Below are 24,686 nucleotides of genomic sequence, written 5' to 3'. Positions count from 1 at the left end.
CGGCTACGGTCGCCCTGACGCCAGCATTCAAGACCGGAACGGAACACATGGAAACCGATTACGCCATTATTGGCGGCGGCATTGTCGGCCTCTCCGTCGCCTGGGGTTTGCTCCGGCGCGGGCGCAGGGTGACGGTTTTGGATGGGGACGACGGATCTTTCCGTGCCAGCCGGGGGAATTTCGGGCTGGTCTGGGTCCAGTCCAAGGGCATGACCCAACCGCGCTATGCCAGTTGGTCCCAACACTCCGCCGCGATCTGGGCTGATTTTGCAAGTGAGGTCGCAGACAACACCGGCAGGCCTATCCCGCTCGAGCAAAAAGGCGGCTACGATTTTCACTTCTCAGAGGAAACGTTGGACGCCACGCTCGCGAAATACGAAAAACTCAAGGCACAGCTCGGCGGAAATTATCCCTACGACGTGCTTGGCCATAACGCATTGCGCAAAGAAGAGCCGCACATTGGCCCAAAGGTTATCGGTGCGATCCTGCATCATCAGGACGGCCATGCAAACCCGTTGAAATTGCTGAGCGCGCTGGCTGCGGACGTGCGCCGAATGGACGGTCATGTTCTGGTGGGTAAGACCGTGACAGAAGTGGAAAAGCCAGACGGTTTTCGGATAACTTGCGCCGACGGAACGATTGTAAACGCAGGCAAAGTTGTTTTGTCGGCCGGGCTTGGCGCGGCGCAGCTTGGCCCGAAGATGGGGTTTAAAGCTCAGGTGCGCCCGCAACGCGGTCAGGTCCTGATCACCGAGAAACTGCCGAAATTGATCAATCGCCCATCGCTGATTGCCCGTCAGGTGGATGAAGGCGGCATCCAGATCGGGGCAACGAATGAAGAGGTGGGCCTTGATGATCGCGTGACACAATCGGGGCTTTCTGGCCTTGCCGCCCAAGCAATTGCCGCCTATCCCGCGCTGGCCCGTGCCCAGCTCTTGCGAAGCTGGGGCGCGTTGCGCGTGCTCTCGCCCGATGGGCTGCCAATCTATCAACAAAGCGCCGACATGCCGGGGGCCTATCTTGTCACCTGTCACAGTGGCATCACCCTTGCCGCCGCACACGCGCGCCTTCTTCCAGATTGGTTGGAAGACACCGATGTAGCGCCAGATCTGGAGGTGTTCAGTGAAACCCGTTTCGCCGTTTCTTGAACTTGAGAACGCGCCGTGCGTCGACGTGACATGGGAGGGCACAACGCTCAGCTTGCCCAAAGGCGCGAATCTTGCCGCAGCCTTGCTCGCCGCCGGTGTCAACGTGTTGCGCCATACGCCTGTTTCGGGCCAACCGCGTGCGCCGTTCTGTATGATGGGCGCCTGTTTTGACTGCCTGATCGAAGTCGATGGCATCACACGGCAGGCTTGTATGATTGAGGTCACAGAGGGGCTTGAGATCACGCGCCCCCGCCGCGACGAGGCATGGCCATGACCCATTCCGACCTTGTTGTCATCGGGGCTGGCCCCGCTGGCATGGCTGCTGCGGCTCAGGCCGCAGAACTGGGCCTCAGCGTTGCCGTGCTTGACGAACAACCCCGTGCAGGCGGGCAGATTTACCGCGATGTGGATCGTGTCGCCCCCCTGCGCGGCGATATTCTGGGCGTGGATTATACCCATGGGGCCACTCTGACGGCTGGCCTGCGGGATGGCGCGATTGTGCATATCGCCGGCGCGGTTGTCTGGGCGATCGAAGATCAGTTCCGCATCTCTTATACGCGGGCGGGGCGCGGTGCGCAGATCACCGCAGACCGCATTTTGCTGGCGACCGGTGCCCTTGAACGCCCGATGCCCTTGCCCGGCTGGACATTGCCGGGGGTGATGACCGCCGGGGCTGGGCAAATCCTGCTAAAGCAATCAGGTGTGCTTGCGCGCGACGCTGTGCTGGTTGGCTCGGGTCCGCTTTTGTATCTGATCGCAGCACAGATGGTACGGGCAGGAACGCCGCCCAAAGCCATGATCGAGACGCAGACGCGCGGCGATCTCATCGGCGCGGCGCGGCACATCGGGGGCGCGCTGCGCGGCTGGCGCTATCTGGCCAAAGGCCTGAAGATGCTGGCCATGCTCACTCGCGCGAAGGTGCCGCGCCATACCGGCGCGACGAACATTGCGGTTGAGGGGGCGGACAAGGCCGAGGCCGTGACCTTCACCAGCAAGGGCCGCGCCCACCGCATCGCCTGTGATACGGTCTTTATGCACCACGGCGTTGTCCCCAACACACAGGCCGCGCGGTCGCTCGATGTCGCGCACAGATGGGACGCCGCGCAGCGTTGCTTTGTCCCCCAACTTGATTGCTGGGGCCAAAGTGACAAAACCGGCGTCTTCATCGCAGGCGATGGGGCCGGGATTGCCGGGGCAAAAGCGGCGGAGTGTGCCGGAAGGCTTGCCGCGCTTCAGATGGCGTTTGAGGCCGCGCGCTTGCCGCGCGAGGACCGTGATCGCCGTGCGGCCACCCCGCGCGCGCAGCTTGCACAAGAACTTGCAGCGCGGCCGTTTCTCGATGCCGCGTATCCTCCCTATGCGCAGGCCTTGTTGCCCGATGACGCCACGGTCGTGTGTCGCTGCGAAGAGGTTACGGCGGGCGACATTCGTGGCTATTCGAAATCGGGATGCGTGGGGCCCAATCAAACCAAGGCCTTTGGCCGCGTTGGTATGGGGCCTTGTCAGGGGCGCTATTGCGGGCTCAGTGTTACGGCGCTATTGGCCGATGCAACAGGACAAACACCCGATGAAACGGGTTACTACCGTATTCGACCACCCTTGAAACCCGTCACTCTGGGTGAGTTAGCAGAGATGGACATCACCACGCCTGACATGGCGCAATAGGAAAAACACATGATTGAACGTATCGAAACCGGCCCGCGTATGAGCAAAATCGTCAAACACAACGGCACCGCCTATCTGTGTGGTCAGGTCGGCGATGGGGCCAGCGTGGCGGATCAAACCCGCGATTGTCTGTCACGCGTAGATGCGCTGTTGCAAAAGGCTGGGTCGTCGCGCGAGCAGATGCTGCAGGTCGTCATCTGGCTTGCAGATATGGCGGATTTTGCCGAGATGAACGCCGTCTGGGATGCGTGGGTTCCCGAAGGCCACGCGCCCGCCCGCGCTTGCGGCGAGGCCAAGCTTGCTCGGGCAGAGCTGAAGGTCGAAATCATCGTAACCGCCGCCTACTAAGCGGCCCCACTGACCAACCAATCAACGACCTTCGCGTCAGTTCGGTCGTTGATAGAGTGACGCTGGCCCCTATGGGCCAAAGGCGTTTTGGTCAGAGCGTGTTCCCGTCTCATCGTACCGACTGACGTTTGGGAGATGAGTCAGATGAGCGATGTGCTGGTGAGCAGATCGTTAAATACATCAGTCAAGCGACGCGCAAAGCCTGTCGTTACAACGCGTGTCCTGATGGTTCGGGACACCTGCGCATTGACGGCAGCCGAGCGACCCCGAGTGGTAAAGGCTCCTATCTTGGGGGCTTCCGAAGCATCCGGTCTAAGCGTGTTATTGCGATTGGCAGGTGACGACTTGGCGGTGACGAGCCTGAGCAGGGCTGTCTGTGGGGGCAAGGATCAGCGATGAGGTCCCGTAAGGTTACCCGCGTTTTATCAACGTGAGATGAGCTTTGAACGTATTGTTTCATCTCGTTCTTGCGGGTTGGTCTAGTGGGGCTGGGCTGAGCGGTCGCATTTGGCAATTAACATCTTGCGTTGCAACGTTGCGGTGACACGTTTGGTATGTGCTTTCTCCTATTGGGGGCACCCGGATAGGAGTGCAATGGCCCAAGATCACCGCTCTTTCAGCCAGTTCCGCAAAGCACTTCCAATAAACTCGCGGCTATCGCCTACCGGGCTTGGCCCTATGGAACCTTTGCGGGGCATCTGCTCACTGTCTTTGCGCCCACTCGCTCTGTCTTCTTTAGATCAACCGCCAGCGTTTTGTGCGAAGCGGTGCGGTGAATTTGCGCCGATGCGTGTTTGCCGTCTCAACATCGACGTGTAGCCCAGTGCTCAGATCGTGATGCGGATGGGCCAAAGGGTCAGGGCCGCAAACTCAACATTCAAATCCGATGAAACCAGTGGCGGCGTGAAAGCTCCGCTGATCGCGATGCGCACTGCATCACGTTGCAGCTCGGCTGGTTATCTGGGCGTCAGTGGGGGCTCTGACCACGAACCCGAGCATGGTCCGCAAGGGCGTTAGCAACTCTAGAGTAAGGGGTGGTTTGGATGTTGAGGGCGTTTTCTCAATAATTTCGATAAAATATACTTTTGTCGAGAAAATTCCGTTTTTATTAAAAATATACATTTTAATATTGAGCTTGTGGATGCAACTTTTTATGGTCCTTGCACTCATCTGAGGGGCTTTGATGCTGAATCCCGCACACTGTGTGGGGCAGGTTCAATAGCCTCTGACTGCCCGACCCGAAGTGAAAGGAAACTGATTTGAGACTGGCAAGCTACAAGACCCCCGAGGGCCCAACTGTAGGCGTCAAGACGCCTCAGGGATTTGTCGATATCACCGAAATAGATCCGGCTCTGCCGCGTGACATGCGCGCATTGCTGTCACTGGGTCTGCCATCTGACTTGCAAGAAAGGGCGACTGCGATGGTGGCGCAGGCACGCCAAGTTGAGCCGGAAGATCTGTTGCCGGTTGTGACAAATCCGGGCAAGATTCTTTGTATGGGGCTCAACTATTCGGATCACGCGCGCGAAAGCGGCATGGAGATTCCGACCTATCCGGTTGTTTTTATGCGCACGGCGACGTCGTTACTGGCTCCGGGGGCACCGCTCCGTTTCAGCCCTTTGTCCGAAGCATTGGATTTCGAGGCAGAGTTGGCAGTGGTCATTGGCCGTGAAGGGACTGAAATTTCCGAGGAAGAGGCGCTTGGCTATGTGGCCGGATATGCGGTTTTCAACGATCTGACGTATCGTGACTACCAGTTTCGCAGCCCGCAATGGACCATGGGCAAGAATTTTGATGACACAGGGCCGCTCGGGCCGGAACTGGTGACGCCCGATGAAGTCCCCGAAGGGGCGACTGGCCTGTCAGTGCGGTTGACGATCAATGGCGATGTTTATCAAGACGGCAACACATCCGAGATGATTTTCCCCATCGCAAAGACCATTTCAGAGCTGTCGGCAGTGATGACCTTGCAGCCCGGAGATGTGATCGTCACGGGAACGCCCGCGGGTGTTGGCATGGGGCGTGAGCCGGCGGTTTATCTCAAACGAGGGGATGTTTGCGAGGTCGAGATCGAAGGCATCGGTACCTTGCGAACTCCGATCGTATAGGGCCTGGCCCTTTTAGTCGCTCGGCCTCAGCAAAGGATACTGTGCGAGATCAGCGGGTTGCGTTCCGAAGTCACGACGCCGCGTCATGGCAAGGAAGGCGTGCCGCTGAACTCGTACAGTGTCCTGTTCCTTTCGGGTGGCGGGGTTGAACACTTAGTGGACCCAAACCCTAAGTCAGAAAATGAAATTGGGCAGCGTTTCCATACGCTGCCCGATCTGGTCTGCCTTACCCTTGCGCAGGGCTGATAAACTGGTCCTGTTCATCGCCGAACAAATGATCCAGCTCTTGGGCGCGGAGGGTCAAGACTTGGCGCTGATTGATATAAGCCTTGTCGGTGATCTCGCCCGCCGCAGCTTGGGGCGGTGTTTCGAGCAGGCGCGCCCGAGCAGCATAGCGTGAACTTCCGCCTCCAGAATTTTTGAGCCGAGCAAGGCCACTGGCAATGGCTTCTCGCACTGGCGTCGACGCCAGAACAACGGGCAAAGGGGTGCCGTCTGCAAGCCCCGAGAGTGTCCTGCACGCTGCTTCGTTCGGGAAGACCAGAAACCCGACATAATCCCGATCATGGCCGGCAACGACGATATCCGTTGCAAGCGGTGCCAACGCATCAATGCCTGCCATGCGAATATCTCCGACATTCACCCAAGTGCCTGAAGTCAGTTTGAAATTCTCGCTGATCCTGCCGTCAAAGAAGAGCCCGGCTTCAGGCCGATCAGGGTCCGCGAAACGCACCGCATCGCCCATGATCAGGAAACCCTCTTCATCGAAGGCCGCATCGGTTTGCTCTGCGTTGCGCCAGTAGCCGGGCGTCACATTCGGCCCCTTCACTCTGACTTCAAGCTTGTCACCAACAGGGATAAGTTTCAATTCGGTGCCGGGCACGGGCAGACCGATATTGCCCGGCTCATCCGCTTGGAACCAACAACTGGTGGCCATTGGGGCGGTTTCAGTCGCGCCCCAAGACGCCACGATGGGCGTGATCGCCCCGGTCTCCTCAAGCGACAAGCTTAATAGGCGATCCCAGACCGCACGGGGCAGAGCCGCCGCGGCATATTTTATGATGTCCGCATTAAGGATCACGTCTCGCAACTCGGGATCGTCTTGCATCGCCTGAAGCAACATGTCGTAGCCCCGCGGTACATTAAACAGGGCTGTCGGTCGGACCTCTTTCAGGTTCGATAGGGTTCGGTGGATCAAACCCGGAACCGGCCTGCCATCGTCGATGTAGTAGGTGCCACCGTTCCGAAGAACGAGGCCGGTGGTGTAGCTCCCTGCAAAGGTGTGGCTCCAAGGTAGCCAATCCAGAATGACTGGACGCCTCTGTTTCAGATGCGTTGAGAACACCGCATTGCTTTCTTGATTGCTTGTCAACATGCGATGGGTGGTGATCACGGCTTTGGGCACACCGGTCGACCCGGAGGTAAACATAAGCTTGGCGACGGTGTCCGGACCGGTGGCTTGGAACGCCCGATTGACGGCATCTTCATCCGTCGGAGGTAGGTCGGGAAGACAGATGGCACCCCGAGTGGAGGGGCCGGGTGTCAGAATTGATGCGGAATGATCGTTTGCGATGGCAGTCAATGCGGCATCGGCTTTGTCCATGTGCGCGACATAAATCACTGCCGGATCGAGCAGGGCGATCATGCCTCTCAGTTGGGATTTATCCCCGCTGCCATAGACCCGGCCAATCGAGATCGCCGAAGATGGCGCACCGATATGCATCGCTGCCAGCGACACGGCCAGATGATTGGCGGAATTCTCTGCCAGGATCGCCACGGGTTTCTGAGGCCCGGCACCTGTCGACAACAGATAGGTCGCAATCCGTTTGACCCGGTGCAGCATCTCGGACCAGCTCACCCGGTTCCAATCATCCCCCTCCCGCTCTGCGATACAAATCGCGTCTGGGCTGCGTGCCGCCCAATCTTCGAGCCAGTCTCCGACGCGGTGTGCGCCAACCGGAAGCGGCAAAGGGCAAGTGAGGTAAATGGTGTCACCCGCGCGGCGTAGGGCGACGCAGGGATCAACAAATGTATCTGGCAGGCGGGTATTGGGCACGGTTTGCAAGCTTTCGGTTGTGTCAGGAGAAAACATATTGGACGAGACCAGAGACAAGCTCTGGGAAAAGGATAAGCAGAGCCATCACCACGATATTGACCGCGATAAAGGGCAGCACGGCGCGATAGATTTGGCCAAAACTGGTGTCGGGTGGGGCCGCCCCTTTCATCACCACCAGCAAAAGCCCCAATGGCGGGGTCATCAGCGCGGTCTCAAGGTTGATCAGCAGCAGGATCGCAAAAACAATCGGGTCAAACCCTAGCGATTTCACGATGGGCAGGAAAAAGGGCAGGGCGATCAGCATGATCGCGATCTGGTCCATAAAACAGCCCAAGATCAGAACAATCAGCATCATGATAATGACGGTGGAATACATCCCCAAATCCACTGACAGCACCCAGGTCAGCATGCCCGATGTCGCGCCGGAATAGGCCAGAATTTGGCTGAAGCCTTGCGCACCTGCGAGGATCGCCAAGGTCATCACTGTAATCGTGAGGGTGTCGTGCAAGGAGGCGCTCAGCAGCGCAAACGAGAGTTTCCGGTAAATCGCACAGAGCAGCAATGCACTCAGCGCGCCAAGCGCGGCGGCTTCTGTGGGGGTGGCAACACCGATGACGATCAGCCCGGTCACCGCCAGCACGATCAGGCCGAGTGGCAGCAGATCACGCGCAAGCAATCGAATGATGTCTGGGCCGCTGGCCTGTTGCACTTCAGCGGCGGGCGCGGCATTGGGCGACAGTGTCGCGCGGGCGATGATATAGGCCACATAGCCCACAGCCATCATCAGCCCTGGCACAATCGCGGCGATCAGCACTTTGGCCACTGAGAGTTTGGCCAATGTGGCAAGGATAACGGCAATGGTACTGGGCGGGATCATCATGGCCAGCCCGCCTGCGGCCATGATCGGCCCCATGCTAAGGTCGCGCGAATAGCCCTTCTCCAGAAGTTGCGGCATCATCAGCTTGCCAAGCATGGCCGTGTTCGCCATGGTCGAGCCGCTCAGCGCAGAAAACACGCTCCCCGAGGCCATGGTCAGCAAGGACAACCGCCCCGGCAACCGCCCGAGCATCTTATCCAAAGCGTTGACCGCCTGTCGGCCAATGTCGGAATGCCAAAGCACCGCACCCATAAAGACAAAAAGCGGGATAGGTACCAGTGCGAAGGTGCTAACCGAGCTGGTCATCGACATGATCAACTGTTGAAATGCCGCGCCGCCGCCTTGAAGGATCAAGACCCCAAGGCTCGTGACCGTCAAAAAGGCAAAGGCAATCGGCAAGCCGGTCGCCATCAAGAGCACCAGCCCGCCAATAATTAGGCCAAATATCAGCGCCCAGGTCATTGAAAGCCCCCCTCATCGCCATGGATTGAAACCGATTTTAGAAACAGCTGTCGTCCATATTCGAGCGCTGTCAGCCCCAAACCCGCCCCCAGACCGCCCGTCATGAGAAAACGAGGAAAGGGATGGATGCCAATGGTCTGAATGCCGCGCGCGAAGTCATCGCTCGCCTGTTGGAACGCCCAAAAGCTCAGCCAACCCAGCAGCCCCGCGCAGACCAGCGCGATCGCCCGCGCCAGCACCGCGCGCGTGCGCGGTTGCAGACTGTTGGTCACCAGATCAACGCTGATGTGGCCACGTTCGCGGGCCAGCCAGGGAAGCCCCAGCGCCAGAACGGCAACAAGGCTGGTTTCGCTCGCTTCCAGCACCCAAGTCAGAGAACGATCTGCAAAGGTCCGTAAGGTCACATCGGCCGCAATAATAAAAATGAGGCTGAACAAAAGCGCGGCGGCAAGGATCGCAAGGATGTTGAGAAAAAGGTCGAATGCTCTGGCCATAGGGGGCTCATTCTTTTGCTTGAGGAAGGTTAAGGCGCGCGCTGCCCGACATCCGCTTTGAGGTGACAACACCGGCAGGGTTTATTGGGGCTGATCGGGGCTCATCCGGGCAATTCAAACATCTCCCGCGCCTCAGCGGGTGACATGACTTCGCGACCGATGGCTTCGACAAGCGTTTTTGTGGCAGCGACTAGGTCATGATTGCGGCGCGCAGAGCGACCGTTGGGCAAGTAGATATTGTCCTCAAACCCAACGCGCACAGTGTTGCATCCCATCGCGATCCCGTGGGCCGCCATGGTAAATTGCGCCTTTCCGGCACCCAGCACGCCCCATTTTGCATTCGGGAACAGGCGCTGTTGTTCGCCAAGCGAATAGACCAGCGCCCGCGCCGTGGCCGGCGTGTTACCGATCCCACCGCCATGCAGCATCCACAAGTTCGATGCGTTTCGATCCATGATGCCTTCATCGGCCAATCGCGACAAACGATGCGGCACGTTCACATCGGTCAATTCGAACTCGACGGTCGACCCCGCGCCATAGACATGCGGCAAGGTCTCGCGCAGAAACCGCGGCGAGTTGATGTAGGGCGTCTCACCGGGATAGCCGCCCTCTGGATGCCAGAAATCCATGGACCCCGCCGCGATGCCATAGAGATCGGGGCGCGGGTTGAGGTTGAGCAGCGCCAGTCGCTCGTCATCCGTCGGCCAGATCTGCGCACCTGTCGCTGGATCGTAGCGCACCCCGATGCCATTGGTTGTCTGGCAAAGAAGGTCCGTCTTGGCGCGCACCTTGTGCAGAATCTCTTCGAAAATGGTGACGTCGCCGGTGTTGCGCCCGTCTTTGTCACGGGCGTGGATATGGATGATCGCGGCGCCGGCCTCGCGGCACAATGCTGCGTCTTCGGCAATTTCATCTGGCGTCAGAGGAACCTTTGCTTCTTCACGATCCATTTGCATGCCGCCATTGACGGCGACGACGATTGCAACTTTTTCGGTCATTTTCGTGCTCCCACTGCGCCGCTGGTTGGCGCTGTGTCATGTGTTGGAAGGATTGGACGCATCGCCTACTGAGACAGGCGATGCGCAGATCTTACTTGCGCTGCGCTGGGCTCACTTGGTTGCCAGAGCGCGCAGAGCATCCACCCCTTCGGGGTCGATCTTGCCATAGGCCTCCCAGCCGATATCCTGCACAGTGGACGCGAATTTTTCTTTCTCGCCTGCAGGGAGTTCGATGAATTTGATCCCGGCAGCCCGCAGCGCCTCGTCCTCTTTGGCAAGGGATTGGGCCGTGAAATCCGAAAAGATCTGCTCATAGATCGGCGCGATGCGATCAAGCTCTTGCTTGAGGTCGTCGGGAATATCGGTCCAGACGTCGTTGCGGATCAGGATTGGCCCGCTCAATGTGTAGAACGGTTCTTGTAGGACGTAGTCGAACACTTCGGGGAAACCCGGCTCCACTATCCCAGTATAGGTTGAGCCAAATCCGTCGGCCACGCCGCGCTCCAAGGCGGTGTAGACATCGGCAAAGGGGATAGACACCGGCGCGCCGCCGAGTTTTGTGACAATCGCAGCGGTAGAGGCGGCAACACGGACCTTAAGCCCTGTAAAATCTGCCGTTTCCACCGGCTCTTTGAGGTAAAAGCGGAACGCCGTGCCCGGCTGACCCGAGGTAATAGCCCATTGATGAAGATCAACTTTTTCATCGTGTAGCTCTGCCATACGCTGGTAAAGGCCGCTGGCACGCATTTCGGCAGAGGTCTGGTTGGTGTAGAGCAGCGCAAAGGTTTCAGGCACAGCCCCGACATAGTAGGGTACAGGGCCTTGCAGGATATCGACCACGCCATTGCGCAACCCGTCGAACTGTTCCAGCGACGGTATCACCTCGGGGCCGCCAAGGATTTTGATTTCGACACGCCCATTGGTTTCGCGCTCGATCACGTCTTTGAGCAGAACAATGGGTTTCGAGAGCGGGTTATTGGCGTCAAACGGCGTGACGGTTTTCAGGACAAGTTCCTGTGCCGCTGCTCCATGAGCGCTGAGCGCGACGGTCGCAGCGACCGCCGCTGATTTCAAACCTTTTAAAAATGTCATAGTTTCCTCCTCCGATTTTCCGACATTGGGTGCGCACAGCGCTTGGCTGGCAATTGGTTCACAGGCTTGGTTCAGCCCCGCCGCGAATAGCCTTGAAAGCATTCATCGCCTCGAGCACCTTTGGCAGCCCGGCATAGGGGAGCACCTGAAGCACGGCTTCTTTGACCTCGACATCCGTTAGGCCGACCGCGTGGGCGAGTTTGAAATGCTTTGAAACGCCTTTTGCTCCGATCGCGACCAAGACCGCGATCGTGATCAATTCGCGTTCGCGCAGGCTGAGACCGGGCCGCGCCCAGATCGACCCGAAATTGTTGCGTATAACGATGTGCCAAAGGTCTTCGTCGATGTCGCGCACGTCCGAATTGTCTCCCCAGCCGAGCGCCTCAAGGGCCTCAAGGCCTGCGGCTTCGAGTTCTGGAGCAGGTGACATTGTTGCGCCGGGGTCGGGTGAGCGGGTCATATTTGGCCATCCGTCTGAGGTTGCGTTCAAACAACCGTGCAGCAAAACACGCGTCTCCGAAGTCGGTAGAGGTAGGGACAGACCGTAGTTCCTTCGCGGACTATTCCTGTCGTAACTGCTCAGATTTCTTTACCAATAGGACGACAAACGGATCATGACATCAGTAACGCAGGCCGCTGGACACCATTACCACAACCCACAGGACACCGATCTGTCGATGACATTCGTGTCGCGGGACGTGATTTATCATTCGGCAAAAGACCTCCCGAAAACCTACGAGACTTGGGTGGAAAACCATCGCAAACTATTGAACGCCTTTGATATTTTGAACCCCGTTGTCCTGAATCAGGTGACAGAGGGCGATATGGTCATGACGCATTGGGCCTGCGAAGGGCGCCATAAAGGGGCCTTTCTGGGCATTCCTGCCAGCGGCAAGGTCGTCAAGATGACCGGTGTTGGGATTGATCGGGTCAAAGACGGCCTCGTGAGCGAGCATTGGGGGTTAAACGATGGTCTTGGCCTCGCGTTTCAACTTGGTGCTGGTCTCAAGCTCCCTGCGAGTTGATTGCACTGAACTGGCCTCGCAGATCGGATGTGCCGTCACCCTGGCCGAGAACCAGCGCCCCCCCCAGCCGAATGAAAAGACGAAAGGAAACGCAGAATGAAACTTGCAACCTATAGCACTCAGGACAACCCCGCCCCGCGTCCGGGTCTGCTGATCGAAACCGACAGAGGGGCGTCAATATTGGACCTGTGCGCCTATGCGCCCGCTGAGGGGATGCCACAGAGCGTCGATGCCATCCTTAGCGGCGGGGCCGAAACACTGGGTCGCGTCAAGGATGCGCTTGATGCCGCACGCAAGGACAGCGCCAGCGTCGCCCCGTTTCTGACAGATGAGGCAACGGCACTCTTTCACCCGCCGCTGACGAACCCCGGCAAGGTCATGTGCATCGGTGCGAATTACCCCGCACATGTAGAGGAAATCGCCGAGCAAAAGGATCAGGCGGAAGATGTGGCCGCGATTGGCAAACAGCTCAGTTCAGGCGAATACCCTCCGGCCTTTCTCAAGGTGAAGTCCTCTTTGGCCGGGCACCGCATGGATGTGAAGCGGCCTGAAGGGGCCACGACCTTTGACTATGAGGCCGAGCTTGCCTTGGTGATCGGCAAGACACGTGCCGACGCTGGCGATGACATTTTGGATATGCTGGTCGCAGCGGCACCTGCCAATGATCTGAGCGTACGCGAGGTCCAGTTCCGCGAAATGAAACGCGGCTTGCTTCTGAGCGGTAAAAACTTTCCCGGAGCCTGTCCGATCGGGCCTTATGTGACCACGTTGGATGACATCGCAGACGTACAGAATTTGCGGATCGAATGCAGTGTGAACGGCGATCTGCGCCAATCCGACAACACATCTAGAATGCTGTTCAACATTCGGCAGATCCTAGAATACTACGCCGACCTTCCGCTTCTTCCGGGGGATATTGTCCTGACCGGGAGCCCCGCAGGCGTGGCCGTCGGTATGGATGTCCCCGCCGATTATTACCTGAACGACGGCGACACCGTTGTTGTGTCCATTGAAGGGTTAGGGAACCTTGAGAGCCGAATTGTCAGTTGAACACAAACCCCGACAGTTGATAGGCGCTGCAAATCCCAAGGCGTTCATAGGCGCGGCGGCGAAAGGTCAGGACCGTGGATTTCGAAATGCCAAGGTCAATCCCGACCGCTTCTGCCGTTGCGCCAGCCATGGTGCGTGCACAGACCTGTCGCTGACGTCTTGTCAGCGACGGGCAGGCGATTTCAAAGCGGCGTTCAAGCTCTTCATAGGAAAAGGAGCGGTGCTTTTCTTCTGGATCGGTCGACACATAGCGGGACAAGGCAGGTTTGGACAACATGGCAAATCGGGTCAACCCGTCGATCTCGGCATCGCTAAAGCCACGATCCCCCGACGAGATACTGATCGTCAGCCAGTTGCCATTATCGAGCTTTTGCAGAAACGAAATGCGCTCAGATATATTGAATCTGTCATAGTAAATCCTGCGGTAATCTGTGTCTCCAAGCTCTTGGGGGCAGACGCGCAGCAAACCAAAGCGCCAAGACGGCTCTTTCTTGGTCAGAACGTTGTAAATCGGATCAGAGTTTCGGAACTTGTGAACATATTCGCGGTTGATCGCGTCCAGCGGTGCGTTCGGCGACCAGCCGCAGATCAGTTTACTGGTGCTGCCATCCGCCGTGCATTCAAACCCGTAAACCCGTCGGGTTTCTGCAATCTGATTGATCGCGTCTACAAATACGGTGTCAAAGCCGTTGACACCGACATGCTGGAGCGTGGACGCAAAGGCCGCCTCCATGGGCTGCACGGCGGTTGCCCCGTCCAGGATCGTAACTTGGTTCATGGTTTCCTCCCTTATTTCAACTTTGCACGCCACATCATCTTCTCAACGAGATGTTGGGCGCTTACACTCAAATATGGATCCGCATATGTCTAAATTCACACTCCTCTTGACCATTTCGCTGACCGGACCGGGTGAGTTGGACTGGACACCTGTCCGTGATGCCCTGCGCCTGTGGCCAGCTGAAATCGCAGGGCTGCCGCTTAACGTCGTATTCCACGATGACAAGGCAGATCCTCAGACTGCCATCGACATTGCGGATACGGTTCTTGCCGAAGGTCCGGTTGATGCGGTGGTTCAGTTTGCGCTGAGTGGTCCCGGCTTTGCAATGGCTGAATGGGCGGCCGAGCACCAAGTGCCACATTTTGCATTGTCCCCGATCCAAGGGCGACCGGACCCGTGGACCTTCCGATTGTCGGCTCCGCCCGAGTTGATGGCAGAGGGGCTCTTGGAGCATATAAGTGATCGCGGTTATGCCCGCCTCGCTTATATTGGGACGGATGACAATTACGGAAACACCTGGCGCACTCTTATTGCAAGCAAGCTGGGCGAACGGGGAATATCGCTTTGTGCGAATGAAAGCTATCTGCGCACAGATGTGACGACGCTGGCCCAGGCCGAAAGGATTGCACAAACTCAGCCAGAGGCTGTCGTGATCGGTGGGCCGGGCCAGACGGCCATTTTGCCCCAAACGGACCTGCGTCGTTTCGGTTTCAAAGGGCAAGTTTACCAGACATTCGGTGCCGCGATGTCGGTTCTCGCGGATGCGCCCCCTGTTGATACGGACGGGACAATCATGGTGACTGGTCCGGGCAGTGTTGCCGATCTTTTGCCAAGCGATCACGCGGCGGCAAATGTGACGCGTGATTTCAATGCACGCTTTGAACAGAGGTTCGGGCATGCGCATGGGTCGCAGGCCGCGATTTCCACATGCGATGTTTTGAAGATATTGGAACCTGCGGTGCGTGAGGCTTTGCTGCGGGCTGAACCGGGGACGGCCGCGTTCCGTTTGGCGCTGCAATCCGCATTGGAGGCGGACCAGCCGGTCGTGACCGGTAGCGGGACGTTTAACTATACCAAGGCGGATCATTTCGGACTTGCGCCCGACGGACGGGTCTTGATTGAGCTTTCGGGTGGTCAGTGGCGCATGGCGCAGTGATCGGGGGCTGTGGGGAGAGCGCGCCGCGCCCTCCCAAGCGCTCCTCGTTTGGCCGCGATGCCAAGGATGAGACCACGATTTGCAGCTCTCACACCAAGATGCACCACGGAGATAAAGCGGATCGACCTGACCAATCGCGGGTACGCTCAACCTTGTCGCGCTTGTCGCAGCCCCGACCGCAGTGTGCAGGGCTTGGGTTGTCTCTGTGGCGTCGTCCATAAGCGCTTTTTCGAAGAGCAACATTGCAGGAACCTTTGTTGATAGGATTGGATATGTTTGAACAAAAATACAAAATATGCAAATAATTTAAATAATATCGACAAAATGCGATCTGACTGGCTAGCGTGTTGGTTGGCAGGCCGGAAAGCGACGATCTCAACATTTGTGCAAGGGAGCCTCGGGCAACTCGCACAAACCGAACCGAAGGAAAGTGGCCATGCAGATTGGAATAATGGGGGCAGGGGCGGTTGGCGGCCATTTTGCTGCCAGACTGGCAAGGGCAGGCGCAGCGGTGTCAGTGGTTGCCCGAAACGATCATCTCGCCGCCATCCAGCGCGATGGGCTGCGGCTTTCGGTTGGGGAAGAGACCTATCACGCGCAAGTGGCGGCGTCGGATCAGGCTCAAGACCTGGGCGTGCAGGATGTTTTGGTCGTTTCGGTCAAGTTTTTTGATCTGACTGCGGCTTTGGAACAGGCGCAGCCGATGATCGGGCCGAATACCCGCGTAGTTTTTGCGATGAACGGGCTGCCGTGGTGGTTTCCGCAGGGCACAGCGTTGGAGGGGGACGCGGCCATTCAGGCGCAGCTTGACCCCGGCGGTCAGATCGCTGCGCGGCTCGGCGTTGACAGGTCCATCGCTTGCGTGGTGACAGCGGGCGGCAAGCGCGAGGAACCGGGCCACATACGAAACACGACACCGCATATGAATCGCATCGCATTGGGCTATTGCGACGGGCGGCAGGATGAGACGTTATCAGCCTTGGCACACCTGGCTGGTCTTGGCGGATATTCAGCTGAGATGAGTGATAATATCCGCCAGGATATCTGGAAGAAGCTTATTTTCAACGCAGGATTGGCCCCCGTGTCGACCATCGCAGAACGGACAGCGAAACAAACCTGCCGCGATCCCGAGACACGGGCGCTGGCTCATCACCTCTTTGGCGAGATTATTGCGATTGGGCAGGCGCTGGGCCTGTCCGTGCAGGTGAATGCCGACGCCATTTTGGACCCTGACAATGCCCCCGATCACAAGCCGTCCTTTCTTCAGGATTTACAGGCGGGCAAGCGTTTGGAAATTCAGAACGGTTTGCTGGCGGTCCGAACGATTGCACGGTCTTTGGGCGTCTCGGCACCGCATTTGGATACTGTGGCTGCTCTGATGGCGGCGCGTTCTCCTATCCCGGTCTGATCATCCGAACTTCAGGGCGCGCGCCTTGTTTTTCGGTGAAAGATCAAGAGACTGAAGAGAACAGAATAGGAGGTCAGAATTGACTGAGAAAAAGCTAATTGAGCCAGCGCGAGAGACGCAAGCGACCCAGCTCACCAACCGCCTGAGAACCGACATTGTCTCTTGCGATATCGCTCCGGGTGAAAAATTGCGGATGGAGTTTTTGCGCGAGAAATATGGTGCGGGGGGAAGCCCTGTGCGCGAAGCGCTGAACCGTCTTGTCGCCGAGGGGTTTGTTGTCCAGTCCGACCAACGGGGCTTTCGCGCCGCCCCGGTTAGCCTGGATGAAATGCAAGATCTGACCCTTGCCCGAGTTTGGATCGGAGAATCGGCGCTGCGTGCGTCAATTCAAAATGGTGACGACGCGTGGGAAGACCGGGTGGTGCTGGCGTTCCATCGGTGGGAGCGCGCCCAGAAGCGCGGCATGGATGTCAACTCCAGCGAGATGCACGCACTGCACGCCAATCTCCACCGTGAAATTCTGTCTGATTGCGGGTCGCGCCGGATGTTGGGGTTCTGGGACACGTCTTTTGACTATGCGCAGCGCTACCAAGCCATGTCGCAACAGGCGCACCATGGGCAAAAGCGCGATACGCTCAAAGAACATCGCGACATCATGGAGGCCGCGCTCGACCGGGATGTGGAAACCTGCGCCCGGCTGCACCGCGCACATCTCGAATTGACGGCAGACATCGTCAAAGCGTTGGAGAGCACCTTCAACCCGCCGGACACAGACGAAAGTTAAGTTGCACCAAAACACAGAGGCCCTTGCGCCGATTGGAGGAAACCATGCGTTCGACCATTGCAGTAGACATTGGCGGCACATTTACAGATGTCGCAGCTTTTGAACCGGGCACCGGCGCGATCCGCTTCGAGAAAACCGCCTCTACTCCGGCCCCTGACGAAGGCGCGATCGAAGGGCTGCGTCGGCTTGCTGCCAGTGGCTTTGACGTGGCGGGGGCTGAGCTTTTGAAGCATGGCACAACGGTTGTCATCAACAGCATCCTAGAGCGCAAGGGGGCCAAGGCCGCGCTTGTGACAACCCAAGGGTTTCGAGACACGCTTGAAATCGGGCGTGGCAACAGGCCAGAATCGTTCAACCTTATGTACGCGCGGTCGCCTTCTTTCATTCCCCGCGACTTGAGGTTTGAGGTTCCCGAGCGCATTCTGGCCAGTGGTGAGGTGGCAAGGCCGCTGGATCTTGATGCCTTGGCTGCCGTTGTGGATCAGATCAAGGCGCTGGAGGTCGAGGCCGTTGCCGTCAGTTTCCTGCACGCCTACCGCAACCCCGAACACGAACGTATGGCCGCAGCCTACATTGGCGAGCACACGGGTTGCTTTGTGACCGCATCACACGCGTTATCCGGGGAGTTTCGCGAATATGAACGCAGCTCAACCGCGGCCATAAACGCCTTTGTCGGCCCCAAAGCCGGCAGCTATATCGACCGTTTCCGGCTGGGCACGCGCAGCGGCGGGTTTGAGGGCAACGTCTTTCTCATGGGCTCGGCCGGAGGAATGTTGACGGTTGAGACGGCGTCTGAGTGCCCAATCCTGTTGATTGAATCTGGCCCGGTTGGCGGCGCTGCAGGGGCTGCTGAGATTGGCCGCCTGACCGGCAACCCGAACGTGATTGCCTTTGATATGGGCGGGACAACGGCCAAGACAGTCATGATCGAAGACGGCATCGCGGCCACAACCCCGATCTACTACGCTGGCGGTTATGAGCGCGGCCATCCGGTTCAGGCGGCGGTTTTGGACATTGTTGAAGTGGGGGCAGGCGGCGGCAGTATTGCCCATTCGAACGCCGTTGGCAGCCTCGAAGTCGGGCCTCAGAGCGCAGGGTCTTTCCCCGGACCTGCCTGCTATGGAAATGGTGGGAATAACCCCACGGTCACAGATGCGAACCTGTACCTTGGACGCTTGAATGCCGAGAATTTTCTGGGCGGTGAAATGCAGCTAGACGAAGCAGCAAGCCGCCGCGTTATTGAAGAATTGGCCGATGAGCTGGGGCAGTCACCGCAGAGCATCGCCGTGGGGATACTGCGCCTTGCCACGCTGAAGATGGCGTCGTCGGTGCGCATGGCAACACTGGAAAAAGGCATTGATCCCCAAGATTTTGCAATGGTGGCCTATGGCGGAGCAGGGCCGCTTCACGCTTCTGCCGTGGCGCGCCAGATGGGAATTTCGCGCGTCATCATCCCCCCGCATCCGGGGCATTTCTGCGCCTTTGGCATGCTCTTTGCCGATCTGCAAAACGATCTGTCGGAAACCATCGGCAAACCTCTGACACAAATACATGCCTCTGACCTTGAGGCGCGGCTTTTGGCCTTGGCGACACAGGGGGAGAAAAGCATTCGGTCAGCCGGCAGCGTCCTGCATGGCACAAAGGCCGAATGGTATGCTGACATGCGTTACCAAAATCAGGAACACACGATAAAAATTCGTCTTGATCAAAGCATCGCAGCGCTTGAACCCGACCAGTTGCGCGTAGGATTTGAAGCCGCTTACCAGAAACGCTACGGTCGTTCGGTGCCTTCACTTGCGGTTGATCTGGTCAACATTCGGGTCACCATAAAAGGGATCGGGCCAAAACCAGAGTTTTCCAAGCTGTCCTCCCGTGCGGAAACATCGTCTTCTGTCTACCGGGATGTCTATTTTGGCGAGGGGTTCGTCCCCACGCGGATCGTGCCGCGCGCCTCCATTGCTCCGGGCCAGATCGTCGAAGGCCCAGCCATTATTGAAGAGGGCGCATCCACAAATGTCATCAACCCTGATGACAGTGCTCAGGTCGATGAATATGGCAACCTTCTTATCAAGATCGGGAGGTGACATGAGCCACGACGTGATGGAACACTCAAAATCTGAAAGCCAGCCAGACCCGGTTCAGGTCTCGGTTATTCACAGCTTGCTTGTCGCCATCATGGACGAGTGCGAGATCAATCTCTCGCGCACAGCGCTCAGCCCTTTGATTTACGAAGGCAAGGATTATTGTATCGGGCTTCTCGATGTCAAGGCGCGTACGATTGTGCAAAGCCGCGGCAGCGTGCCGACCTTCATGTCCGACCTCGGCGTGCCGGTGGCAGATGCGCTCGAACTTTACGGCGAGGAGGGGATCCACGAAGGCGACGTGTTCATGATGAACTACGGCAACATTTGTGGTCAGCACCTCAACAATATGGTTCTTTATGCGCCGGTCCATGACCGTGGCACTTTGATTGGCTTTGTCGCGACGCGCGCCCATTGGACGGATGTTGGGGGCATGACGCCCGGGTCCGTTAGCACCAATGCGCGGGAAATCTTCCAAGAAGGTATCCAGTTTCGCACCGTCAAGATTTACAAGCGTGGCACCCGCTGCCCCGAAATCTATCGCATGTTGCGCCATAACACGCGGTATCCCGACATTGTCACGGGCGATATGGAGGCTCAGATTGCCGCTGTTGAGCTGGGCCGTCGTCGCTACGCCGAGATGATTGAGAAATATGGCTGGGATACGCTGTCTTTCTGCATCGACGATTTGTGGAACCGCTCAGAGGCTTTGGCCCGCGAACGCATCCGCGCGATCCCCGATGGCAGCTATTCCGCCGAGGCGTTTTTGGATGACGACGGGATTGATCCGGATGTCACCATTCCGCTCAAAGTTACGGTCCGAATTGAGGGTGATACCTTCACCTTGGATTATTCTGAGTTCCCGCCACAGACGCTTGGGCCGATGAATTCCAGCGGCAATGTCGCCACCAGTGTCGCCCGAGTGGCATTCAAATCCGCAATCGTGCCAGAAGGACCGGCGACCGAGGGCACCTTTGCTCCGGTCAATGTTATCATCCCGGATGGCACGATCCTGAGCGCACGGGATAACGCGCCTCTGGGCCTTTGGACTGTGTCAATCAAGACCGTGGTGGATATGATCTATCTGGCGCTTTCGCAGGTCTTGCCAGATGCGGTGCCAGCGGCGCATCATGGGTCTATGGGGGTCTATTCGTTTTCTGGACACGACCCCGAGACAGGGCGTGATTATTCAACGGCAGATACCGTTCTTGGCGGATGGGGCGCGCGGCCTGATGCCGATGGGTTTTCCCCGCTCAAGACTGTGACCCATGGCGACACCAAGCAGATCGCCGCAGAGGTCGAAGAGGTGCTCTTTCCGATCACAATCGAAAGCCACGAATGGTTGCCGGATTCCGCCGGCCCCGGTGAGTTTCGCGGTGGGTTGGGGCTGAAGAAGGTTTATCGCCTTCCCATTGGCGCGCGTTTTGTTGGTGCGTTCGAGCGGGCGAAATGCCCGCCATGGGGCCTGTTTGGTGGCGGAGACGCGCAGCCTGGCAGGATCATGATTAAGCAACCGGATGAATCCGAGTGGCACCCGTTTTTGAAAGTGACCAACCACGAAATCAAGCCTGGTGGGCTGGTGGCTCTGTATTCGGGCGGCGGTGGCGGGCGTGGCCCGGCATGGAAGCGGCCTGTTGAGCGCGTGCTTGAAGATGTGCGCTTGGGCTATGTGACGCCACAGGGTGCGGCCCGCGATTATGGCGTTCAAATCGACGCCACGACGATGCAACCCGATCTCAGGGAAACCGATCGGCTCAGGACAGCCATGCGCGAAAACTTTGCGCCATGAGCGTCAGTTAATAAAACAGGGAGGAAGAAATGAACAATTTTACAAAGGCGGTGTTTTCCAGTGCCATCGCGCTCATGACCGCGACACAAGCCTATGCAGAAACCAAGATCGCCATTGGCTTTACGTCGCTGGCCGACAATGCCGCGAACCTTGTGGCCATCGAAAAGGGCTTTTTCGAAAAGCACGGTATTGAGCCAACTGCTATCTCGCTGCGCAGTGGTTCGGTTGTTGTGCCCGGGATCGTGTCGGGCGAAATTCAGGTCGGTACATTGACGGCACCAACCTTTATTCAAACCCTTGATGGCGGTCTTGGTCTGGCGATTATCACAGGTCTTTCGGAAACCAACGCAGCGAACAAAAACTCAGGTTTGATTGTGCGCGATGACAGCGGCATTGACAGCGTAGCGGACCTTGCAGGCAAGTCCCTTGGCGTTGGTAGCGTTGGCAGTATCATTACCGTGGCAACCCGTGAATGGCTGCGCCTTGAGGGCATCGACACAGCCAATACAAAGCTGATCGAAACGCCAATGGGCCAGTTGGGCGACACGTTGCGCACCGGCAATTTTGATTTCACCACACTGCCCGAGCCGCTTTTGTCGCGGGCCATTTCAGGCGGTGGGGTCAAGCAGATCGCCAACCCATTCGCGAGCCTGCCTGAGGGCAAGCCGGTGATGGTCAACGTTGTGTCCAAAGCCTGGGCCGAGGAAAATCCCGAAGCGGCCAAAAGCTTTCAGATGGCGATCCAAGAGGCGACTGTCTGGGCGCTAGACAACCAGGAAGAAGCGCAAGAGATCATCGCGCAATACCTCGGTCTTGATCCTGAAAAGGTCAAACAGACCCAATTTCCAACAATCACAGACACCGCGTCGGCCGAGGACATGAGATGGTGGGTCAGTGCCATGGAAGATCAGAAAATGCTGCGGTCAGAAGTCGACCCAGCCCAGGAGATCCTTCAGTGAACATGCAGGAACCAGTTGACCGCATAGATCACCTGTCGATTGCTCCGAACCCACTGGTGAGGTTCGGGGCAATCGGCCTCAACTATGGGGAAAAAACAATTCTCGAACATATTGATATGGATGTTGGAGATAATGAATTTCTGTGCATCGTCGGAGCGTCCGGCTGTGGCAAGACCACACTTTTGCGTATTGTGGCCGGGCTGGTAAGCCCATCGCGCGGAGACATCTCTTATGCCGGGCAGCCAGTCACGGCCCCGACCAGAGACGTCGCGATGGTGTTTCAAGACTATACAAACGCGTTATTGCCGTGGCGCAGCTCGGCGGGAAATGTGGAACTGGCCCTAGAGGGGCGGGGCATTTCGAAACCGGCACGCCGGGCGCGGATCGAAGATCTGTTGGGCCTTGTTGGGCTGGCCGGTCACGAAGACAAGCTACCGGGCGAGCTGTCCGGGGGCATGCAGCAGCGCCTTCAAATCGCACGTTGCCTCGCGCAGGATCCCAAGATGCTGCTGATGGACGAGCCATTTGGCGCACTCGATGCGCTGACCCGCCGCTCGCTTCAGGATGAAATCCGGCGCATCGCCCAAGCCGAAGGGCTGACCGTCATGTTCGTCACGCATGATCTGGAAGAGGCGATTTATCTGGGGGACCGTGTTGTCGCCCTGAAATCTCATCCGGGGCGGATCGCTTCCATCTACGATATTAATCTTCCGGCTGAGCGCAACCAGATTGACACGCCAGACCTGCCTGAGTTCAGGCGCCTGCGCCATGAGCTCTTTTCCTTCTTTGAGGGGGCGCATTGATGAGCATGGCCGAAAACAAACTGCGGACGGGGCCCATTGGCTGGTGGCTTCTGGCCCCGGTTTTGTCGCGGGTGAATCTGGCCGGGCTGTTGTTTCCGCTTGGCGTGCTGGTCGGTTTGCAAGTGCTTGCGATGATGACCGGCTTTCAACGGGACTCGGTCGCTTTGCCAAGCGAAGTTCTGGCGCGACTATGGGAGGTGATTTGGAATGGCGAAGTCTTTGTGCTGACCTGGGAGACCCTGTCCGCGGCCTTTGCCGGGCTGGCGATCGGAGGGACGATTGGCCTTATTCTAGGCGTGCTGTTTGGTGCTTTCCCGCCATCCTTTTATGCGCTTGAGTTGACGACCGAATTTATCCGTCCAATGCCGTCTGTATCTTTGCTTCCGATTGCGTTGCTGGTGTTCGGCTTTGGCTTCGTTATGGAAATCTCGCTGATTGCAAAGTCGACCATCTGGCCTGTTATGGTCATGACCCATGCGGCGATCCTCGGCTTGCATCCCAGGTTGAGCGAGGTCTCCAAACTTTTGGGCCTGAATTTTGTACAACACATCACCAAAATTGTGCTGCCTGCCATCGTGTCTAACGTCTTTGTTGGGTTTCGTCTGTCGATGGGGGTCGCGCTTTTGGTGGCCATCACCGTTGAAATCGCGGCGAACCCGCGGGGGCTTGGCTATGCGATGATGCGTGCGCAAGAAACGCTTCAACCGGATTTGATGTTTGGATTGCTGTTTTGGGTTGGCCTGCTTGGCTGGGCGATCAATGCCGCATCGCTTGCGCTTGAAAACGCCTTGTTCGGCAACAGAATTGGGAGGGCTTCGTGATGACAAGGGCAAGTCTTGCTCGCTTTGGACTGAGCGTCGCGTTCCTCGTCCTGCTGATCCTGGCGTGGAAATACCTGTCGGACAATCGCATCGTGTCGCCGATCTATCTGCCCGGTCCAGATCGGACATGGAACGCGCTTATGTCCGAACTGCGCGGCGGTGACCTGGTCTGGCGTATCGTAAAAACGCTTGAACATATGGCGTTTGGCTGGCTTTTGGCCTCGTTCATTGGTGTTGTGATTGGCGTCGCGATCAGCATCTTTCCATTTATTCGGCGGCTTTTGGGCCCGACGCTTGAATTCTTCCGGCCCTTGCCAGCCTCCGCGATCTTTCCGGTGGCCATTGCAGTATTTGGGCTGAGCCAGTCGATGGTGTTCGCAGTGATTGCCTTCGGAGCGGTCTGGCCCACGCTTTTGGCCACGATTTCAGGCTTTGATGCCTTGCACCCGCGTTTGGCTGAGTTGCGCAAACTTCTGGGCATGTCGACCATGGATTATGTCCGAAAAGTCGCCTTGCCTTCAGCTCTGCCTGAAATTCTGGCTGGGATGCGACTGAGCCTGATGGTTGCTTTGATCCTGTCTGTCACCGGTGAGATTCTGTCCAGCAGCGAAGGCTTGGGCCACTGGATTATGCTTCAGGCACGCTCCTATCGGTCTGATACGTTGTTCGCGGGTGTTCTGTTGTTCGGTGCCATAGGGTATCTGAGCGCTAAGACGCTGACTTTGTTCGAAAACCACCTGGTTGGGTGGAAGCGACGCAGTTAGTACAGGAACGATCCGTGCTG

Annotated in this window: 23 protein-coding genes; 16 read left to right on the top strand and 7 right to left on the bottom strand. The window is 57.8% G+C overall.

The genetic code is table 11. The annotated features are described in order from the left end of the window. Window positions 1-47: 47 nt before the first annotated feature. The 5 genes from ACRBB0_RS08835 to ACRBB0_RS08815 all read left to right on the top strand — a co-directional run bounded on the left by ACRBB0_RS08835 (window position 48) and on the right by ACRBB0_RS08815 (window position 5,269). Window positions 48-1,148 (top strand): NAD(P)/FAD-dependent oxidoreductase, encoded by a 1,101-nt coding sequence (locus ACRBB0_RS08835; RefSeq protein ID WP_431374061.1) that lies wholly within the window; start codon window positions 48-50, stop codon window positions 1,146-1,148. Beyond that, window positions 1,123-1,422 carry a (2Fe-2S)-binding protein gene (locus ACRBB0_RS08830; protein ID WP_431374060.1) on the top strand — a complete coding sequence of 100 codons (300 nt, stop codon included), beginning with the start codon at window positions 1,123-1,125 and terminating at the stop codon, window positions 1,420-1,422. The genes ACRBB0_RS08835 and ACRBB0_RS08830 overlap by 26 nt, the downstream gene beginning before the upstream one ends. After that, window positions 1,419-2,813, top strand: a complete 1,395-nt coding sequence (locus tag ACRBB0_RS08825; protein ID WP_431374059.1) for an NAD(P)/FAD-dependent oxidoreductase — start codon at window positions 1,419-1,421, stop codon at window positions 2,811-2,813. Before ACRBB0_RS08830 ends, ACRBB0_RS08825 begins: the two co-directional genes overlap by 4 nt. Before the next feature lie 9 nt (window positions 2,814-2,822). Then, window positions 2,823-3,161, top strand: a complete 339-nt coding sequence (locus ACRBB0_RS08820; RefSeq protein WP_431374058.1) for a RidA family protein — start codon at window positions 2,823-2,825, stop codon at window positions 3,159-3,161. 1,259 nt (window positions 3,162-4,420) lie between these two features. Beyond that, complete coding sequence (locus ACRBB0_RS08815) at window positions 4,421-5,269, top strand: fumarylacetoacetate hydrolase family protein (protein WP_431374057.1); 849 nt, start codon at window positions 4,421-4,423, stop codon at window positions 5,267-5,269. A gap of 226 nt (window positions 5,270-5,495) precedes the next feature. Here ACRBB0_RS08815 and ACRBB0_RS08810 read toward each other — a convergent pair whose 3' ends face one another. The 6 genes from ACRBB0_RS08810 to ACRBB0_RS08785 all read right to left on the bottom strand — a co-directional run bounded on the left by ACRBB0_RS08810 (window position 5,496) and on the right by ACRBB0_RS08785 (window position 11,708). Next, window positions 5,496-7,361, bottom strand: coding sequence for a feruloyl-CoA synthase (locus ACRBB0_RS08810; RefSeq protein WP_431374056.1), 1,866 nt, complete (start codon window positions 7,359-7,361; stop codon window positions 5,496-5,498). Next, entirely contained in the window at window positions 7,348-8,664 is a 1,317-nt protein-coding gene (locus ACRBB0_RS08805) for a TRAP transporter large permease (RefSeq protein ID WP_431374055.1), read from the bottom strand. The genes ACRBB0_RS08810 and ACRBB0_RS08805 overlap by 14 nt, the downstream gene beginning before the upstream one ends. Continuing rightward, window positions 8,661-9,158: a TRAP transporter small permease gene (locus ACRBB0_RS08800; RefSeq protein WP_431374054.1), complete on the bottom strand. Its 498-nt coding sequence runs from the start codon at window positions 9,156-9,158 to the stop codon at window positions 8,661-8,663. The genes ACRBB0_RS08805 and ACRBB0_RS08800 overlap by 4 nt, the downstream gene beginning before the upstream one ends. A gap of 101 nt (window positions 9,159-9,259) precedes the next feature. Continuing rightward, on the bottom strand, window positions 9,260-10,156 hold the full coding sequence (locus tag ACRBB0_RS08795; RefSeq protein WP_431374053.1) for a 3-keto-5-aminohexanoate cleavage protein: 897 nt from the start codon (window positions 10,154-10,156) through the stop codon (window positions 9,260-9,262). Window positions 10,157-10,267: 111 nt separating this feature from the next. After that, window positions 10,268-11,248 carry a TRAP transporter substrate-binding protein DctP gene (gene dctP / locus ACRBB0_RS08790; protein ID WP_431374052.1) on the bottom strand — a complete coding sequence of 327 codons (981 nt, stop codon included), beginning with the start codon at window positions 11,246-11,248 and terminating at the stop codon, window positions 10,268-10,270. 58 nt (window positions 11,249-11,306) lie between these two features. Continuing rightward, complete coding sequence (locus tag ACRBB0_RS08785) at window positions 11,307-11,708, bottom strand: carboxymuconolactone decarboxylase family protein (RefSeq protein ID WP_431374051.1); 402 nt, start codon at window positions 11,706-11,708, stop codon at window positions 11,307-11,309. A gap of 154 nt (window positions 11,709-11,862) precedes the next feature. Between ACRBB0_RS08785 and ACRBB0_RS08780 the strand changes: the two genes are divergently transcribed. Both ACRBB0_RS08780 and ACRBB0_RS08775 read left to right on the top strand, forming a co-directional pair. Beyond that, entirely contained in the window at window positions 11,863-12,273 is a 411-nt protein-coding gene (locus ACRBB0_RS08780) for an ester cyclase (protein WP_431374050.1), read from the top strand. Window positions 12,274-12,369: 96 nt separating this feature from the next. Then, the gene (locus tag ACRBB0_RS08775) at window positions 12,370-13,323 is read left to right on the top strand and encodes a fumarylacetoacetate hydrolase family protein (protein WP_431374049.1); all 954 of its coding nucleotides are present in this window, start codon (window positions 12,370-12,372) and stop codon (window positions 13,321-13,323) included. Here the strand turns inward: ACRBB0_RS08775 and ACRBB0_RS08770 are convergent. Continuing rightward, a complete protein-coding gene (locus tag ACRBB0_RS08770; protein ID WP_431374048.1) occupies window positions 13,316-14,101 on the bottom strand; it encodes a helix-turn-helix transcriptional regulator in 786 nt (261 codons plus the stop codon). The two genes, ACRBB0_RS08775 and ACRBB0_RS08770, sit on opposite strands and share 8 nt — an antisense overlap. An 85-nt stretch (window positions 14,102-14,186) precedes the next feature. Between ACRBB0_RS08770 and ACRBB0_RS08765 the strand changes: the two genes are divergently transcribed. From ACRBB0_RS08765 to ACRBB0_RS08725, 9 genes are all read left to right on the top strand, one after another. Next, entirely contained in the window at window positions 14,187-15,257 is a 1,071-nt protein-coding gene (locus tag ACRBB0_RS08765) for an ABC transporter substrate-binding protein (RefSeq protein WP_431374047.1), read from the top strand. A gap of 436 nt (window positions 15,258-15,693) precedes the next feature. Beyond that, window positions 15,694-16,665, top strand: a complete 972-nt coding sequence (locus ACRBB0_RS08760) for a ketopantoate reductase family protein (RefSeq protein WP_431374046.1) — start codon at window positions 15,694-15,696, stop codon at window positions 16,663-16,665. Window positions 16,666-16,744: 79 nt separating this feature from the next. After that, complete coding sequence (locus ACRBB0_RS08755) at window positions 16,745-17,449, top strand: GntR family transcriptional regulator (RefSeq protein WP_431374045.1); 705 nt, start codon at window positions 16,745-16,747, stop codon at window positions 17,447-17,449. 44 nt (window positions 17,450-17,493) lie between these two features. Beyond that, window positions 17,494-19,533, top strand: a complete 2,040-nt coding sequence (locus ACRBB0_RS08750) for a hydantoinase/oxoprolinase family protein (protein ID WP_431374044.1) — start codon at window positions 17,494-17,496, stop codon at window positions 19,531-19,533. Between the two features lies 1 nt (window position 19,534). Then, on the top strand, window positions 19,535-21,319 hold the full coding sequence (locus ACRBB0_RS08745) for a hydantoinase B/oxoprolinase family protein (protein WP_431374043.1): 1,785 nt from the start codon (window positions 19,535-19,537) through the stop codon (window positions 21,317-21,319). 29 nt (window positions 21,320-21,348) lie between these two features. Next, window positions 21,349-22,278: an ABC transporter substrate-binding protein gene (locus ACRBB0_RS08740; RefSeq protein ID WP_431374042.1), complete on the top strand. Its 930-nt coding sequence runs from the start codon at window positions 21,349-21,351 to the stop codon at window positions 22,276-22,278. A gap of 2 nt (window positions 22,279-22,280) precedes the next feature. Further along, on the top strand, window positions 22,281-23,081 hold the full coding sequence (locus ACRBB0_RS08735; RefSeq protein ID WP_431374069.1) for an ABC transporter ATP-binding protein: 801 nt from the start codon (window positions 22,281-22,283) through the stop codon (window positions 23,079-23,081). Beyond that, entirely contained in the window at window positions 23,081-23,902 is an 822-nt protein-coding gene (locus tag ACRBB0_RS08730; RefSeq protein ID WP_431374041.1) for an ABC transporter permease, read from the top strand. Before ACRBB0_RS08735 ends, ACRBB0_RS08730 begins: the two co-directional genes overlap by 1 nt. Then, window positions 23,902-24,666, top strand: a complete 765-nt coding sequence (locus ACRBB0_RS08725; RefSeq protein WP_431374040.1) for an ABC transporter permease — start codon at window positions 23,902-23,904, stop codon at window positions 24,664-24,666. Before ACRBB0_RS08730 ends, ACRBB0_RS08725 begins: the two co-directional genes overlap by 1 nt. Window positions 24,667-24,686: the final 20 nt, after the last annotated feature.

It is taken from the genome of Pelagimonas sp., assembly GCF_050633425.1.
GTDB lineage: Bacteria > Pseudomonadota > Alphaproteobacteria > Rhodobacterales > Rhodobacteraceae > Pelagimonas.
This window is presented reverse-complemented; position numbering and strand designations above follow the sequence as displayed.